The following is a 15,363-nucleotide window of genomic DNA, read 5'->3' as shown; positions in this document are numbered from 1 at the left end:
CATGACCAAGAGACGGAGAGCCGATGAGTGAGGATCGAAGGTCGGAATTTCCCGCCTACGTGCGGGGAAGAACGGCAGCGCTGCGACGGTCGGCGTACCTGTTGTGCGGCGACGTCCACCAGGCGGACGACCTCGTGCAGGAGACGTTGACCCTCGTGTACTCACGGTGGGAACGGGTCTCGAACGCGGACAACGTCGACGCGTACGTGCATCGCATTCTCGTGCGCACGTTCATCAACGAGCGCCGTCGGGGCTGGTGGAAGGTGCGGCTGTTCGGCGCCTCGGCCCCGGAGCAGCCCGTGGCCGGTGCCGGGTTGGAGGACCGGGAGGTGCTGCGCGCGGCCCTGTCCCGGCTTACGCCGAAACAGCAGGCCGTGTTGGTGCTGCGCTATCTGTGTGATTTGAGCGTCGCTGAGGTCGCGCTGCGGCTCGCCTGCAGCGAAGGAAACGTCAAGTCGCAAACCAGCCATGCCCTCACCGCGCTCCGCAAGACCCTCGGCCCTCGTGCGGCCGTTCTGACCTCGAGAGGAATCCGATGAACCCGATTGACGACCACGATGCCCGTGACCTGCTGGCTCCCCTGGCCGTCGAGCCGGGAGGTGCACAGCGCCTGGATCTGGAGCAGATCATGCGCCGTGGGGACAAGCGCCGTCGCGCACGTTATCTGATGACCGGTGTCATGTCCGGAGCAGCCGTCTTCGTACTTGCCGGAGGCGCTGCGGCCGTGGTCCGGGATGCTCAGTCGTCCAGCGGGGTCCAGGCGGGCGCCTCCGGCACGCCGTCGCCGTACAGTTCCCAGGCACCTGCGCCGGACGGCACACCCATGCCCTCGGCGTCGCAGCCGCCACCCCCACTGCCCTCTGCCGCCGCCGGCACGGCCTGCGTGATGGCGCCCCTGGCCGGGGTCAGCGGGCCTGTGGAGACCGTCGACCACACCGGTCACTACACTATCGAACAGCACGGCAATCCCGACCGGCAGGCGATGGCAGTGCGAACCGCAGTGGTCCGCAAGGACGGCCGACAGATCGCCGCCGTCACTCTGCCTTCCTCCGCCGGAACGGAGTTCGCCGTCAACAACAAGGGCGAGTTCGTGGTCACGATCCGCGACAGCAAGAAGAACGGCACACCGTACGCCTACGCGGATGGCAAGCTGACCCGGCTGAAGGGCGGTGCCGGCGTGGTGGCCACGATCGCCGACAGTGGCCGGCTCGCCGGCATACTCAACGACCAGCCGGTCTACTGGGCGAATGCCTCCGCTGAGCCGACGCGGCTTGACCTGCCGGAAGGCTTCGTGCGCGGTGGTGTCGGCGAGATCGATCAGGACGGCACCATGGCCGGACACGTCTTCACCGCCGACATGAGATCGGTGGCACTGATCTGGCTGCCCGACGGCAGCACCAAGGTGCTCCCCGTGCCGACGCACCAGAACCCCACGTATCTGGTCGGCATCCGTGACGGCTGGGTGGTCGGGGGCACCAGCCAGTACGGCTTCCGTTACAACGTCGCGACCGGCCGCTACGAGGTGCTGCCCGCGCAGGGGTCGAACCCGCAGGCGGTGGGTGGCAACGGCAACGTCGTCGCCGCTCCCGGCACCCACACCATGTACGTGCTGTCCGGCGACACGGCACGCCGGCTCGCCATGGGCCCGGAGCAAGAAAGCTACGGCATCACCGGGATCAGCGACGACGGCAGGATCGTGACTGGCAACTCCTTCAGCGGGACCGACGGCTCCAGTGCGGCCACTGCCGAGACGACCCAGGCCGTGACCTGGACGTGTGACTGAAGAACCGGCACACCGCTGATCGCGCCCGGCTCGACGGAGCCTTCAGCCGGGCGCGATCAGGCCGGTTATGCCACGAAGCGGGAACGGCGGCGGCGTCCGATCAGGTAGCCGGCGCCGCCGAGGAGCAGGAGTGCACCGCCGACGCCGGCCACAGTCGCGGCGTCGGCACCGGTCAGGGGCAGCCCACCACCATTGCCGCCGGGGGTGTCCGGGCCGGCGGAGGGAGTAGGAACAGGTGCGGTCGTCGGTGTGGCACTCGGTGTGGCGCTCGTCGTCGGTGTGGGCTGAGACGCGCAGTCAAGCGCACGTGCGGCGTACAGACCCTCGTTCAGGTAAGTCAGGTAAGCATCGATGGTCCCTTTGTCGAGCACCTTCTGCGCCGCCGCGTCCACGTTGGCGCCGGCGCCGGTCATCGTTCGGCCAACCGAGATCCGCAGACCCGTCGTCCAGGCGCTCTGCATGCCTTTCTTGAGGAAGGCCCGCAGGTCATCCGCGGTGCCGTCCAGCCGCTCCTGCATCACGCGAGGCAGGAGCGGCAACGAGTCGGCTTTTACCGCAGCCAAGATCTGGTTGGCAACAACCCGGACCTCGACGTCGGTGGCGGTGTCCAGGTCGATGGTGACCAGCTCGCGGATGTCCTTGTAGAGCTTGCGCTCGACGGTTTGGCAGGCCGCGTCGAGCCCTGGCGTTTCGGCTTGTGCTGCCGCTGGTGCCGCGGGGATCAGCAGGACCAGTGCCAGCAGGACGCCGGCCGACATCTCTCGTCGCATGTGGGACTTCCTCCCCGTTGAAGGCCAAAGCCCGGAGATATTACCGTCGATGGGCACAGGTCAATCGACTCCGCGTGGTCCGGGCCGGGCGACGTCAGCGGTTTCGCCTGCTACAGCAGGGATCCGGCGAGCGCGATGTTCTGCGTCTTCAGCGCGCCGGTCACCAGCCGCATGATCCGGCGAGCACCGTACGCCTCGAAGTGCGTGTGGTCGTTGCAGAAGAACTGACCCACGAGACCGGCGGTGTAGTCACCGTTGTTGGGGCAGAGGCCCAAGGAGTTGTAGTAGTTGACGCTGAGGGTCCGCAGGTCGATGACGGGGGCGCCGGTGGCGGTGCCGGCCGCGAAGGTCTCCGGGTAGAAGCCGCGGTTCAGGGTCGCCGTGCTGCCGGAACAGGCGATGGCCGCGACCGGGGTGACCAGGACCGGGAAGGCGCCCCGGGCCTGGGCGGTCTGCGCCATCATCGTCATCAGCTGCCGGTAGCGAGCGCCGCCGACGTGCTTGGGGCAGGCGCTGTCGCCGTCGTTGATGCCGAACTGGATGAAGAGGTAGTCGCCGGCCTTCATGCCGTCGAGCGTCTTCTGCCAGTTGGTCGAGGGGGTCGTCGAGCTGAGGACACACTCGCCGGCTGTGTTCTTGTTCGCCGTCACCCCGCCCTCGTAGAGCCATGTCTGGATGCTGCGACCGGATACCGCCAGGTTGTTCACCACGACGTTGCTGTGGAACTGCCCGTCGAACTCGGTGGCCCAGCCGACGGGACAGGTGGATTTGGGGTTGGCCATGGTCGAGTCGCCGGCCATCCAGACGGTGGTTGTTGCCGCGGCGGCGGTGGCCGCCGGGTCGACCCGCAGGCCGCAGTCGGGTGGGGCGGTCATCGCGGCCGAGGCGGCGCCCGGGGCCACCAGCGACAGGGGCATCACCAGAGCGGAAACGAGCAGTAGGCGAACCTTACGCATGGTTCCTCCTATGGGAGACGGAGCCTCAGAGTGACGCTCTGAAATCTCCGTGGGCAAGCGCTTACCTGTCGACTGCGCCGGGCGGTAGACACCGTGCGGCGAGCGGCGCGGGCAGGTGGACAAGCCTTTTTCATTGACGGTGATAAATGGCAAAGGGGGGCGGCGCACCTCAGCATCGCGCGATGGCAGGGCCCCGTCGACTACGGCGTGAGCGTGACCGTGACGGTTCGCGTGTAGAAATCGCGGGCCGCGGTGCCCTGCTCGCGCGGGCCGTAGCTCGACTCCTTCTCGCCGCCGAACGGCGCGTGGAAGTCCACGCCGGTGGTGGGGGCGTTGACCTTCACCATTCCCACGTCCAGCTGGTTCGTCAGCGTGAGCGCGGTGCCGAGATTCTGCGTGTAGACGGCCGCGACCAGCCCGTGCCGCACGTTGTTGGCCGCCCGTGCCGCGGCGTCGGCCGACTCCGCGGGCAGCACCACACACACCGGCCCGAAGTACTCCTCGCTGAGCAGGGCGTCATCGGGCGGCACGTCGGTCAGCAACGTCGGTGCCTGGAACCACCCGTCGCCGTCGGGCTGCCGGGCGCCGGTCAGCACGCGGGCGCCGCCCGCGTTGGCGCGCCGGACCGCCGTCCGGATCGCCTCGCGCGGTCGCGACTCGATCAGCGGGCCGACCACTGTTGCCGGGTTCGCCGGATCGCCCACCGGCAGCGCATCGATGGCTGCGGCCAGCCGCTCGGCGAACGGCGCGGGATCGCCGACGACGATCACCCGGCTGGTGGCGGTGCACTTCTGGCCGGCGTACCCCATCGCCGCCGCGGCGATCGCGGCCGCAGCCGCGCCCTGGTTGGCGTCCGGCAGCACGATGGCGGCGTTCTGTCCCCCCATCTCGCACTGCACCGGGATGCCGCGGGTGACCGCCCGTCCGGCAACGGCGCGCCCGGCCGTCACCGAGCCGGTGAACGAGATGGCGTCGGACGCGTCGACGATCGCCTCGCCGGTGCCGGCGAGGCCGGTCAGCACCGTCAGCACGCCGGGCGGGAGCGCTCCGGCGAACAGCTCGGCCAGCCGCAGCGCCACCGCGGAGGATTGTGGTGCGGGCTTGAGGAGGACGGCGTTGCCGAAGGCGAGGGCCGGCGCGGCCTTCCAGAGCGGTATCGCCACCGGGAAGTTCCACGGAGTGATCAGCCCGACGACGCCGTGCGGGCGGCGCCGGGTGTGCAGGAGCGACACGCCGTCGGCCGGCGGGTACACCTCACCCTCGGGATGCAGGGCCTGCTGCGCGAAGTAGCGCAGGATCGCCACGCCGCGGCCGATCTCGGCGCCCGCCTCGCCGAGCGGTTTGCCGACCTCCCGGACCACCAGGTCGGTCAGTTCGCCGGTCGCGGCCGCGACCGCCTCGGCGCAGGCATGCAGGGCTGCTGCCCGCGCGGGCGCCGGCTCCCGCGCCCAACCGGCCGCCGCGTCCCGGGCCCGGCCGGCCGCTGCCGCCACCTGCTCCGGTGCCGTGTCGGGAACGCGTACGACGAGGTCCGACGGCGCCTGCGGGGAGCGGCTCTCGATCGTGGTCATGGTTGTTCCTTTCCAGGGGCGGCAGCGCCGACCGCGACGACGGGGTTGGTCAGCGTCCCGAGTGCCTCGGACGTTATCTCGATCGTGTCGCCTGCTCGCGTGGTGAAATCGGCTCCCGGCACCACGCCGGTGCCGGTCAGCAGCAGGACGCCGGCCGGAAAACTCAGCGCCCGGAACAACCAGCCGGCCAGGTCCGTGAAGTCGCGCGTCATCTCCGACGTCGACGTGGTTCCGGCGTACACCTCGCGGCCCGCTCGCAGCACCCGCAACCCGATCCGGAACGGACCCGGGCCCACCGCCCAGCTCGGCACGATCGCCGGGCCCACCGCGCAGGAGCGGTCGTAGATTTTCGCCTGCGGTAGGTAGAGCGGGTTCTCGCCCTCGATCGACCGGCTGCTCATGTCGTTGCCGAGGGTGTAACCGAACACCTCACCGGCCGCGTTGAGCACCAGGCCGAGCTCGGCCTCGGGCACGTCCCAGCCGGAGTCGACGCGGATCCCGACCGCGTCGCGGTCGCCGACGACACGCCACGGACTGGCCTTGAAGAAGATCTCGGGACGGTCGCTGTCGTAGACCTGGTCGTAGAGGGAACCGTGCCCGGAGGACTCCTCCTTGCGTCCGTCGCGGCTGCGCTGGTACGTCACCCCGGCCGCCCACACCTCCTGCCGGTCGACGGGTGGCAGCGTCTCCGCGCCGGGCATGTCGCCGCGGGCCTGGCGGGCGGCGGCCTCGACCGCGGCCCGGGCCTGGTCAAGCGGTACGGCGAGCAGGTCGGCGAGGGGGCCGTCGAGTTCGCCCCACCTGCCGTCCCGGCACACCGCCCAGTGGGAGGCGTTGCCGTCGCGCAGGTGGTGAATGGAGATCGGCATTGGCTATCCTCAGTCCGTGGGAGTGCTGGAGATGTGGGCGTTGTGCCCCGTGTAGTGCCGGCGGTCATCCGTGCGCTCGACATCCTGGAGCTGTTCCTGGAGCGCCCCCAGCTCTCGGCCCGCGAGGTGACCGAGCGGCTCGACCTGCCGCGCACCACCGTCCACGAGCTGCTCGTCACGCTCGAGGCCCGCTCGTACCTGATCTCCGTCCCGGGCCAGCCGGTGCAGTACCGGCTCGGCATGCCGCTGTTCCAGCTCGGCGCGGCGTTCGCGGGCCGGCTTGACCTGGTCCGCGAGGCGGAGAGCGTCGCGCGGGACGTGGCCGCGGCGTGCGACGAGGCGGTGCACGTCGCCGTGCTCGACGGCGCCGACGTCATCTACCTCGTGAAGGTGGACAGCACGCACCCGGTCCGGATGGTCTCCGCGGTCGGCCGGCGGCTGCCGGCCCACTGCACGGCGGTCGGCAAGATCCTGCTGTCGAGCCTCGATCGGGCGAGCCTGGACGCCGTCCTGGCGAAGGGCGCCCTGCCGGGCATGACGCCGGAAAGCATCACCGACCCGGACCGCCTGCGGGCTCATCTCGACCAGGTCCGGGCCGAGCGCGTCGCGGTCGACATCGGCGAGTCCGACAGCGCCATGCGGTGCGTCGCCGCCGCGGTCCGGGACCATTCCGGCGCCACCATCGCCGCGATGAGCCTCTCCGCACCGATCATCCGCTGGAGCCCGCAGGCGCAGGTGGAGTGGCCCGGGTTGGTCCGCGACGGCGCGGCCACGCTCTCCGCCCGCATGGGGTACCGGGCCCAGCTTCGCTGACCGGCCGGCCGGATCCGGCCGGAAACTGCATCGAAACATTGACACCTCTCGCGGGGCTCATCTACCGTCGCGTCCACTTGATACGAAATTTCGAACTCGGTTCGAAATCTCGAACAGAAGCGTTTCGTGAGTCTACATGTCCCCGGAAGGCGAGATGAGGGAGGCGAATGTCCATGGAGGACAACCCGTTGTGGTCCCGGCGCGGCTTTCTGGGGATGGGGGTGGGGGTGCTCGGCGCAGCCGGTCTGGCCGCGTGCGGGGGCACCTCCGAGTCGCCCACCACGGCGCAGCCGGAAGTGCCGAAGGAACTGGTCGACGCCGCCGCGGCGATGAAGGGCACCTCGATGGGGGTGCTGTCGCAGAAGCTCTACTCGACCGCGGCGAACGGAGCGCTCGACAACTCGATCAAGAAGTTCGCCGACAGCACCGGTACGAAGATCGAGAACAGCCTGGTCCAGGCCGACGCCGGTGACGTGGTGGCCAAGATCGACGCCGAGGTCAAGGGCGGGGTGGCGCGGGACCTGGCGTTCATGACCGACTCGCGGTTCATCGCGCAGTTTCACGCGCTGGGCGACCTGGAGGACGTGACGGACGTCGTCAAGGCGCTGACGGCCAAGTACGGCGAGCCGTGTGCGGAGGCCAAGAACTTCTGCGTCTTCGACGGCAAGTGGTTCGCGATCCCGTACCACTTCATCGGGATCGGGTCGTTCCTGCGCAAGGACTGGATGCAGGAGAAGGGCATCGCGCCCAAGGACGTCTACACCTGGACGGAACTGCGGGACATGTGCCTGGAGATCTCCGATCCGGGCAAGCGCCGGTTCGGCTGGGGCATGACGGTGAACCGGTCCGGTGACGGCAACGGCATGATCGAGGCACTGATCAACTCGTACGGCGGGGCGATCGCCTCCAACGACGGCCGGAAGGTCACGCTCGATTCCCCCGAAACGGTCCAGGCGGTGACGTTCCTGGGCGACATCTACACCAACCCCAAGTACAAGGCGATGCTGCCGCCCGGGGTGGCGAGCTGGACCGACACCAGCAACAACGAGAACTGGCTCGCCGGGATCCTCGGCTACACCCGCAACAGCTTCAGCGTCTATGCGGACTCCAAGACCAAGAAGAATCCCGTGTACGGCAACACGCACGTCTTCTCCGACTGCATCGGGCCGGCGACCGACAAGTCCCTGCTGCTCGGCCAGTCCCAGGGCTTCGTCGTCTTCAAGGGCGCCAAGAACCCGGGCCTCGCCAAGCTGCTGGCGCAGTACCTGGTCAGCGCGCCGGCGCTGGTCGGGGTGTCGAAGGAGGCGCCCGGCCTGGTGATGCCCGCCTGGGAGAAGGTCTGGGACGCCGACCCGTACTTCGCCGGCGGTGACCCGGCGTTCCCCATGCTGCGAAACATGTCGCAGCAGCCGCTGCCGCTGTCCACCAAGAACGGTCTGGCCTTCCCGCAGAAGGCCAGTGCCGGCCAGCAGGCTGTCGTCGCGGCGTACGTCCTCACCGACATGATGCAGCAGGTCGTGCAGGGCACGGCGCCCGCGCAGGCGGTGAAGGCCGCCCACGCGAAGACGGTGCAGATCTTCTCCCAGCAGGGGCTGCCGCAGTGACCTCGGTCCGGTCAGCACCGGCCCCGGTGGCGGGGGCATCCTCGCCGCCGGGGCCCGGCTCGCTCACGAGGACCCAGCGGCGGCTGGGTCGTGACTGGCGGCTTGCGGCCCTGTTCCTGGCGCCCACGGCCGTGCTGGTCAGCGCGCTCGTGCTGGTGCCGATCGGCCGGTCGGTCGTCACCAGCACCACGGAACGGCACGGCCAGGACAGCGTGTTCGTCGGCCTGGACAACTACCTGGCCCTCGCCGGCGACGAGCAGTTCCGCACGGGCGTGGTGAACTCGTTCGTCTTCACCGCGTACGCCGAGATCTTCAAGGTGGTGCTGGGGCTGGCGGCGGCCCTGCTGCTGCACCGTCAGCGTCGGGGGCGGGCCCTGCTGACCGGGCTTCTCCTGGTGCCGTGGGTGGTGCCGACGGTGGTGACGGCGTTCAGCTGGCGCGCACTGCTCGACCCGATCTTCGGCAGCGTCAACACCCTGCTCACCACCTCGGGGATCGGGCCGCTGCTGGCCGACATGCATCTGGTGGACAGCTGGCCCGCGGGCTGGCTGTCCGACCCATCGCTGGCCATGCCCTCGGTGATCCTGGTCAACGTATGGAAGGGGGTGCCGTTCTTCGCCGTCTGCTTCCTGGCGGGGCTGAAGGCCATCCCGGCCGACCTGTACGAGGCGGCGACCATCGACGGCGCCTCGTCGTGGCAGAAGTTCGCCAACGTGACACTGCCCGGACTGCGCCACGTGATCACCGTGACGGTGACCCTGTCGTCGATCTGGACGTTCAACAACTTCGACCTGATCTGGTTGCTGACCCAGGGCGGCCCGGGTGACGTGACCGCGCCGTACGTGCTCGTCGCGTACTCGAAGGCGATTCTGCAGCTGCAGTACGGCGCCGGGGCAGCGGTCACCCTCGTGATGCTGCCGGTCATCGGTGCGCTGGTGTTCGTCCTGGTCCGGTTGCTGCGCCAGGACAACGCCGCGCAGTGGACCGGGCCGGCCCGCAAGGGGCTGCCGTGGGTCATCACCGCGGTGGTCACCGGCCTGCTGGCCTGGGCGTCGCCGCAGATCTTCTGGAAGGCGGCGGTGGTCCTGGCCGTGTTCCTGCTGGTCGCGGCGGCGGTCGGCCGGCTGGTCTCGACGCTGGGGTCCCGGGGCGGGCGCCGAGCGTCCGCTCTGGTGTCGGGCCTGGGGTCCGGGGTGGCGCTGGCCGGGTTGCTCGCCTTCGTGCTGGGCCCGCTGTACTGGATCGCTGTCACGGCGTTCAAGTCCGAGGGCCAGGTGGTCATGCGCACCAACGACCTGTGGCCGACGCCGTGGACCTGGGAGCAGTTCAGCGCGCTGTTCGCCAACCAGCCGTTCGGCCGCTGGTATCTCAACACCATCCTGGTGTCCGCGGCGTCCACCGCGGTGGCCCTGGTCTGCGCCGCGCTGGCGGGCTACGCACTGGCCAGGCTGCGGTTCCGCGGGGCCCAGGGCTTCACCGTCACGGTGCTGCTCACCTACGTGATGCCGGGTGCGCTGCTGTTCATCCCGCTGTACCAGCTGCTCATCGGGGTACGGCTCACCGACTCGCTGTGGTCGCTGGTGCTGACGTACCCGACCTTCACGATCCCCTTCGCCACCTGGCTGCTGACGGGGTACTTCGCGTCGATCCCCATCGAGCTGGAGGAGGCCGCGCTGGTCGACGGCTCCACCCGGATCCAGGCGTTCCGCCGGGTGGTGCTGCCGCTGGCCAAGCCGGGGCTGCTGGCGGTCGCGCTGTTCACCCTGACCAACGCCTGGAACGAGTTCCTCTTCGCCTTCGTGTTCATCACCAAGGACGAGTACAAGACGCTCCCGGTGGGGATGCAGTCGATGATCGCCGGGGACGTCGTGCCACAGGGACAGCTCGCCGCGGCGTCGCTGCTGGTCAGCATCCCCGTGGTGGTCATGTACGCGTTCGGGCAGCGCTTCCTGACCGAGGGCCTCACCGCGGGCGCGGTCAAGGGCTGACCGGCGTCGCGGGCGTCAGGCCCGGCTCGGGAACCGGAGCGGCAGTTCGTTCGGTCCGTGGGTGCCGATTGCCGGCCGCCAGGTCACCTCTCCGGTTATCACCGGTGGGCCGAAACGGCGGGCGAGCACCGGCAGGGCTTCGCTCAATTCGGCGTGCGCGAGTGCGGAGCCGAGGCAATAGTGCGGCCCCGCCCCGAATTGAAGCAGCGGCGCCTCCCGCACAGCCGTGATGTCGAAGGAGCGCCCGCCCGGATAAGCCCGCGGATCCCGCTGGGCCGTCTGCACGGCCATGGTCACGAACGTTCCCCCGGCGATCGGCAGGCCGCGGAACTCAAAATCCTCGGCGGCGCGCCGGAACACGCTCGCCGCCGAGGAACGCCAGCGCATCGTTTCGGTGACGGCGCGGTCGGTCAGTTCCGGGCGGTCGCCCAGCAGGGTCCACTGGCCGGGGTGCTCGGCGAAGGTGACCATCAGGTTGGAGAACTGGTGGCGGGTGTTGTCGTGGGCGCCGAAGACCAGCGTGACCAGCAGGTTGCGCAGTTCCTCGCGGGTGACCGCCTCGTCGATCCGCCAGGCGGCGACCATCCGGGAGATCAGGTCGTCGGCCGGATGCTTCGTCTTCTCGTCGATCAAGGTGTCGATGTAGCCGTCCAGGCCCGCGACGGCCCGTTCCACGCGGGCGGTCGTGTCGCCGCCGGTGGCCAGGGCGAAGACCAGGCCGATGTCGCTGGACCAGACGCTGAAGACGTCGTGGTCCGACGCAGGCACGCCCAGCAACTCGCCCATGACCGCCAGCGGCAGGCGATCGGCGAAGGCGTCGACGAAGTCGGCATCGGCGACCTCGTCGGCCAGGGTCTCGGCCGTCGCCCGGATGAACGGCCGCAGCTGGTCGATGGTGCGGGGCGTGAAGGCACGGCCGACCAGGCCGCGGAGCCTGCGGTGGTCGGCGCCGTCGCGGTTGACGATCATCGGTACGTACCAGTCGTGGATCGGCCCGGACGTGATGCCGTTGCGGCGCAGGTAGCTGTCGCCGCCGTGGTCGAGCCGGCGGTCGCGGAGCAGTTCCTGGGTCTCGGCGTAGCGCAGCACGAGGGGACCGAGCGGGCTGTCGGCGCACCAGGTCTCGTCCTGGGCGGCGAACACCTCCCGGCGCGGTGAAGTCGAACGCCGGATCGACAACGTTCAGGTACGGCATGCGGCGAGTGTGCCGCGACGGCCCGCAAGACCGGAACGCCCGAGGCTGGAACCTGACACGGGAGTGGCAGGTGTGTCAGCAGCTTGGGTGATCATGAGGAGATGTGCTTTCCCCGGCCGTGGCTCCGTGCGAGTCTCGCGGCATGGCGGAATCTGTACCAACCATGCCCAAACGCGTTGCTGCGGAATTCCTCGGCACCTTTTGGCTGGTGTTCGCCGGCTGCGGGTCGGCCGTTCTCGCCGCCGGTTATCTCACGCCCGACGGCGTGCATCTCGGCATCGGTTTTCTCGGGGTGGCGCTGGCCTTCGGGCTGAGCGTCATGACGATGGCTTACGCCGTCGGGCACATTTCCGGCGGCCATTTCAACCCGGCGGTGACGTTGGGTCTCGCCGCGGCCCGGCGGCTGTCGTGGCGTGATGTGCCCGCGTACATCGGCACTCAGGTGGTGGCCGGGATCGCCGGGGCCGGGGTGCTCTACGTCATCGCCGCGGGCCGGCCCGACTTCGACGCCGCCGGCTCCGGCTTCGCGACCAACGGATACGGCGACCGTTCGCCCGGCAACTATTCGATGGTCGCCGCACTCATCACCGAGGTCGTGCTGACCGCCGTTTTCCTGTTTGTCATCCTCGGCGCCACCGACACCCGGGCGCCGCGCGGGTTCGCGCCGATCGCGATCGGGCTGAGCCTCACGCTCATCCACCTGGTCAGCATTCCGGTGACCAACACCTCGGTGAACCCGGCGCGGTCCATCGGCCCGGCGTTGTTCGCCGGAAGCGGGCCGCTCGGCCAGCTCTGGCTGTTCATTCTCGCGCCGATCATCGGCGGGCTGATCGGCGGCTTCACCTACGCGGCACTGCTCGGCCAGAACGATCCCGCCGCCTCGCTGGAGCGCGCCACCAGCGCCTGAACCCGGGTCGTCTACGGTATCCGCCCATGGGCCACGGACGGCGGATACGCACTGCTCTGGCGGTGCTCGTGCTCGGGGCCGGAATCGGGCTCTCGGCCGGCTGCGTCCCGTCGGAGGCCGTCGACGAATGCGCGCCCAGGCAGGCGTACGCGCCCGCGAGCCGGCCCACCCGGCTCGCCATCAACCACGACGCCTTCGACGCCAAGCACGTGGGCCACACCGCGGACGGGCGGCAGTTCTTTCTCACCACCCCGTTCGACGTCGGCACGCAGGAGGCGGGATCGCGGTTCTTCGTGGCGTTGTACCTCTTCGACGGCTCCGGCCGGTTTCTCCGGGCCGACATCAACGCCTTCACCGAAAAGCCTGATGAATCCGCGGCCCTGGAGGCGACCTACGACCGCCGGCTCCAGGAACTCGGCGCCGTGACGTTCGACCGGATCGTGGTGGAGCCCTTCTCCGTCGAGCGGTTCGGTCTGACATTCGGGCTCATCGTGAAGCCGCCCGAGAGCGTGGACGACATCTGGTGGATCACCGTGGAGCCCGGCGACTACATGGCCTTCTCGGCGCCGTGGGACTGCGGCGTTTACGACACCTGAGCCGTCGGCCTCGGCCGGAACAAGCCCGCCGGGCGGATGGTTGCACTGGTCAGCGGCCGGCGAGGGGCGAGCCGGGCGACGTGATGAACGCCACTCCGCAAGCGGGCGGTGCCGGCGGGATGCTTGTGGCGGTGGCCCCGGCGCGCTACCTTTAGCGCAGTCGGGACCTGGACGTAGGCGGCGCTGCCGCCCCTGGGATTCCCAAATCGGCCGAGTCTCAGATGCCGGCCCCACAGTTTTCCTTTCTTTTTCCGGCGTACGGCTGTCGTCGATTTCCGCAGCCTCGCCCACGCGTATCCGCGTACCTCAGATGAGGAGCATCAATGACCGACACAGACGTTCGTTCCAGCGAACGCCGCAACACCAGGGCTCGCCGGCCTGCCGGCACCGGGCCCCGCAACCGCCCGGCCGAGAACGGCCCCGGCGCCCCGAGCGCCGATGTCGCCGTCGACGCCCTGCTCGACATCGTCGACGACAAGGTCTGGCTGCGCGCCGACGGCTACCTGCCCGGGCCGGACGACATCCTGGTGTCGCAGGCCCAGGTGCGCAGCCACGGCCTGCGCCGCGGCGACCACATCACCGGCATCGCGCACGTGCCGAGCGGCCGGAAGGCGGCCACGCTCGACGTCGCCACCGTCAACGGCGAGGACCCGCACCGGGCCACCCGCCGCCCTGACTTCTACAAGCTGACTCCGCTCTACCCGCAGGAGCGGTTGCGCCTCGAGACCGAGCCGCACATCCTCACCACCCGGGTCATCGACCTGGTCATGCCCATCGGCAAGGGGCAGCGGGCGCTGATCGTGTCGCCGCCGAAGGCCGGCAAGACGATGGTGCTGCAGGCCATCGCCAACGCGGTCACCCGGAACAACCCCGAGGCGCACCTGATGGTCGTGCTCGTGGACGAGCGGCCCGAAGAGGTCACCGACATGCAGCGCTCGGTCGAGGGCGAGGTCATCGCGGCCACCTTCGACCGGCCGCCGACCGATCACACCGCGCTGGCGGAGCTCGCCATCGAGCGCGCGAAGCGGCTCGTGGAGTCGGGCCGGGACGTGGTGGTGCTGCTCGACTCGATCACCCGGCTGGGCCGGTCGTACAACCTGGCCGCGCCGGGCCGGGGGCGGACCATGTCCGGTGGTCTCGACTCCACCGCGCTGTACCCGCCGAAGCGGTTCCTCGGCGCCGCCCGCAACATCGAGAACGGTGGCTCGCTGACCATCATCGCGACCGCGCTGATCGACACCGGCTCGGCGATGGACACCGTCATCTTCGAGGAGTTCAAGAGCACCGGTAACGCCGAGCTCAAGCTCGACCGGTCGCTCGCCGAGTCCCGGCTGTTCCCGGCGATCGACGTGACCGGCTCCGGCACCCGGCACGACGAGACGTTGGTGGCGCCGGCGGAGCTGGCCCTGATGCACCAACTCCGCCGGGCGCTCGGTGGTCAGGACCGCAAGCAGAGCTTGCAGCAGCTGCTCGACCACCTCAAGAACACGGGTACGAACGCAGAGTTCCTGCGCCGCGCCGCCCGCAGTTAGGGCAGGTCGACCGGGCGCAGCACGGCGTCGATGCCGTGCGCGATCTGCTTGTTGCCCTTGTTGATGTCGAAGGCGACAACCCGGGGGTTGCGGTCGCTGCGGTCGGCGTCGATGAGCGCGACCTTCTTGAACTTCCACCAGTGCTTGTACACGTCCACGGTGATCGTCGAACCGGCCGCCGTGGTGAGCTTGGCGCCGTCCGCCTTGAGAGCGGCCTTACGATCGATCGTGGCGCCCGGCACGACGTGGTAGAGCAGCACGGCCTCGACCGTGTTGATGCCCAGGCCGGCGACCGTGCTGAACGCGGACTTCTCGGAGGGCAGGCGCTTGGACTTGCTGACCTCCTTGGCGAGCTGACGGAACGCTCCGTCGTTCGGCACGAAGGCGGTCAGGGCGACCGTACCGTCGGTGAGCACCTTGACCGGGCTGGCGGGCTTGGCCTGCAGCACGGCGAGCACGGCCGCGGTGAGCACGTCGAAGTCCTTGGTGTTGCGGTCGAAGCCGCTCTTGTCGGCGGTCAGCACCGCAGCGAGCGACTTGGTGCCAACCTTGCCGTGGGCTTGCGCGGGCGCCCCCAGGGCGACGGAGGCGAGAACGGTGGCCGTGGCTCCCGCGGCGATGCGGGTGGCCAGTCGAGCAATGTTCATCAACGCGCCTTTCGTCGAACGTCCGATCAGCGGCGGGTGCCGCCTCCTGGTGTTCGCCCGCACGAGCGGCACTGGATGCACGTCGCGGTCAGCGGTCCAGGAATTCACCCAGCAGCCGGCGCCCGGCGCTCT

Annotated in this window: 13 protein-coding genes and 1 pseudogene; 8 read left to right on the top strand and 6 right to left on the bottom strand. The window is 69.6% G+C overall.

Annotation, left to right across the window (positions count from 1 at the left end):
* The first annotated feature begins 23 nt into the window (after window positions 1-23).
* On the top strand, window positions 24-539 hold the full coding sequence (locus ACIBQZ_RS21035; protein WP_396090408.1) for a SigE family RNA polymerase sigma factor: 516 nt from the start codon (window positions 24-26) through the stop codon (window positions 537-539).
* Window positions 536-1,783, top strand: a complete 1,248-nt coding sequence (locus ACIBQZ_RS21030; protein ID WP_396090407.1) for a hypothetical protein — start codon at window positions 536-538, stop codon at window positions 1,781-1,783. Before ACIBQZ_RS21035 ends, ACIBQZ_RS21030 begins: the two co-directional genes overlap by 4 nt.
* 65 nt (window positions 1,784-1,848) lie before the next feature.
* Here the strand turns inward: ACIBQZ_RS21030 and ACIBQZ_RS21025 are convergent, their stop codons facing one another.
* From ACIBQZ_RS21025 to ACIBQZ_RS21010, 4 genes are all read right to left on the bottom strand, one after another.
* A complete protein-coding gene (locus ACIBQZ_RS21025) occupies window positions 1,849-2,553 on the bottom strand; it encodes an LPXTG cell wall anchor domain-containing protein (RefSeq protein WP_396090406.1) in 705 nt (234 codons plus the stop codon).
* A gap of 110 nt (window positions 2,554-2,663) precedes the next feature.
* Window positions 2,664-3,509, bottom strand: a complete 846-nt coding sequence (locus tag ACIBQZ_RS21020; RefSeq protein WP_396090405.1) for a carbohydrate esterase — start codon at window positions 3,507-3,509, stop codon at window positions 2,664-2,666.
* A gap of 200 nt (window positions 3,510-3,709) precedes the next feature.
* Window positions 3,710-5,080, bottom strand: coding sequence for an aldehyde dehydrogenase family protein (locus tag ACIBQZ_RS21015; RefSeq protein WP_396090404.1), 1,371 nt, complete (start codon window positions 5,078-5,080; stop codon window positions 3,710-3,712).
* A complete protein-coding gene (locus tag ACIBQZ_RS21010) occupies window positions 5,077-5,949 on the bottom strand; it encodes a fumarylacetoacetate hydrolase family protein (RefSeq protein WP_396090403.1) in 873 nt (290 codons plus the stop codon). Before ACIBQZ_RS21010 ends, ACIBQZ_RS21015 begins: the two co-directional genes overlap by 4 nt.
* A gap of 42 nt (window positions 5,950-5,991) precedes the next feature.
* Here ACIBQZ_RS21010 and ACIBQZ_RS21005 point away from each other — a divergent pair, with 42 nt between their 5' ends.
* The 3 genes from ACIBQZ_RS21005 to ACIBQZ_RS20995 all read left to right on the top strand — a co-directional run bounded on the left by ACIBQZ_RS21005 (window position 5,992) and on the right by ACIBQZ_RS20995 (window position 10,354).
* Window positions 5,992-6,762 (top strand): IclR family transcriptional regulator, encoded by a 771-nt coding sequence (locus tag ACIBQZ_RS21005; RefSeq protein WP_396090402.1) that lies wholly within the window; start codon window positions 5,992-5,994, stop codon window positions 6,760-6,762.
* 167 nt (window positions 6,763-6,929) lie between these two features.
* A complete protein-coding gene (locus tag ACIBQZ_RS21000) occupies window positions 6,930-8,366 on the top strand; it encodes an extracellular solute-binding protein (protein WP_396090401.1) in 1,437 nt (478 codons plus the stop codon).
* Between the two features lie 26 nt (window positions 8,367-8,392).
* Window positions 8,393-10,354, top strand: a complete 1,962-nt coding sequence (locus ACIBQZ_RS20995) for an ABC transporter permease subunit (protein WP_396090400.1) — start codon at window positions 8,393-8,395, stop codon at window positions 10,352-10,354.
* A gap of 15 nt (window positions 10,355-10,369) precedes the next feature.
* Here ACIBQZ_RS20995 and ACIBQZ_RS20990 read toward each other — a convergent pair whose 3' ends face one another.
* On the bottom strand, window positions 10,370-11,497 hold the full coding sequence (locus tag ACIBQZ_RS20990; RefSeq protein ID WP_396090399.1) for a cytochrome P450: 1,128 nt from the start codon (window positions 11,495-11,497) through the stop codon (window positions 10,370-10,372).
* A 155-nt stretch (window positions 11,498-11,652) separates the two neighbouring features.
* Here ACIBQZ_RS20990 and aqpZ point away from each other — a divergent pair, with 155 nt between their 5' ends.
* From aqpZ to rho, 3 genes and pseudogenes are all read left to right on the top strand, one after another.
* Window positions 11,653-12,456 carry an aquaporin Z gene (aqpZ, locus tag ACIBQZ_RS20985; protein WP_396090398.1) on the top strand — a complete coding sequence of 268 codons (804 nt, stop codon included), beginning with the start codon at window positions 11,653-11,655 and terminating at the stop codon, window positions 12,454-12,456.
* 26 nt (window positions 12,457-12,482) lie between these two features.
* A complete protein-coding gene (locus ACIBQZ_RS20980) occupies window positions 12,483-13,052 on the top strand; it encodes a hypothetical protein (RefSeq protein WP_396090397.1) in 570 nt (189 codons plus the stop codon).
* Between the two features lie 353 nt (window positions 13,053-13,405).
* Window positions 13,406-14,584, top strand: a pseudogene (gene rho, locus ACIBQZ_RS20975) (transcription termination factor Rho); the annotation flags it as partial.
* On the opposite strand, the gene ACIBQZ_RS20970 reads toward rho, so the two are convergent.
* Window positions 14,581-15,231: a fasciclin domain-containing protein gene (locus ACIBQZ_RS20970; RefSeq protein WP_396090396.1), complete on the bottom strand. Its 651-nt coding sequence runs from the start codon at window positions 15,229-15,231 to the stop codon at window positions 14,581-14,583. The pseudogene rho and the gene ACIBQZ_RS20970 overlap by 4 nt on opposite strands.
* Window positions 15,232-15,363 lie beyond the last annotated feature (132 nt).

It is taken from the genome of Actinoplanes sp. NPDC049599, assembly GCF_044465625.1.
Lineage (GTDB): Bacteria > Actinomycetota > Actinomycetes > Mycobacteriales > Micromonosporaceae > Actinoplanes.
This window is presented reverse-complemented; position numbering and strand designations above follow the sequence as displayed.

Coding starts and splice junctions, on each gene's coding strand:
- ACIBQZ_RS21035 (WP_396090408.1), top strand. CDS start 24: ATGAGTGAGGATCGAAGGTCGGAATTTCCCGCCTACGTGCGGGGAAGA.
- ACIBQZ_RS21030 (WP_396090407.1), top strand. CDS start 536: ATGAACCCGATTGACGACCACGATGCCCGTGACCTGCTGGCTCCCCTG.
- ACIBQZ_RS21025 (WP_396090406.1), bottom strand. CDS start 2,553: ATGCGACGAGAGATGTCGGCCGGCGTCCTGCTGGCACTGGTCCTGCTG.
- ACIBQZ_RS21020 (WP_396090405.1), bottom strand. CDS start 3,509: ATGCGTAAGGTTCGCCTACTGCTCGTTTCCGCTCTGGTGATGCCCCTG.
- ACIBQZ_RS21015 (WP_396090404.1), bottom strand. CDS start 5,080: ATGACCACGATCGAGAGCCGCTCCCCGCAGGCGCCGTCGGACCTCGTC.
- ACIBQZ_RS21010 (WP_396090403.1), bottom strand. CDS start 5,949: ATGCCGATCTCCATTCACCACCTGCGCGACGGCAACGCCTCCCACTGG.
- ACIBQZ_RS21000 (WP_396090401.1), top strand. CDS start 6,930: ATGTCCATGGAGGACAACCCGTTGTGGTCCCGGCGCGGCTTTCTGGGG.
- ACIBQZ_RS20980 (WP_396090397.1), top strand. CDS start 12,483: ATGGGCCACGGACGGCGGATACGCACTGCTCTGGCGGTGCTCGTGCTC.
- ACIBQZ_RS20970 (WP_396090396.1), bottom strand. CDS start 15,231: ATGAACATTGCTCGACTGGCCACCCGCATCGCCGCGGGAGCCACGGCC.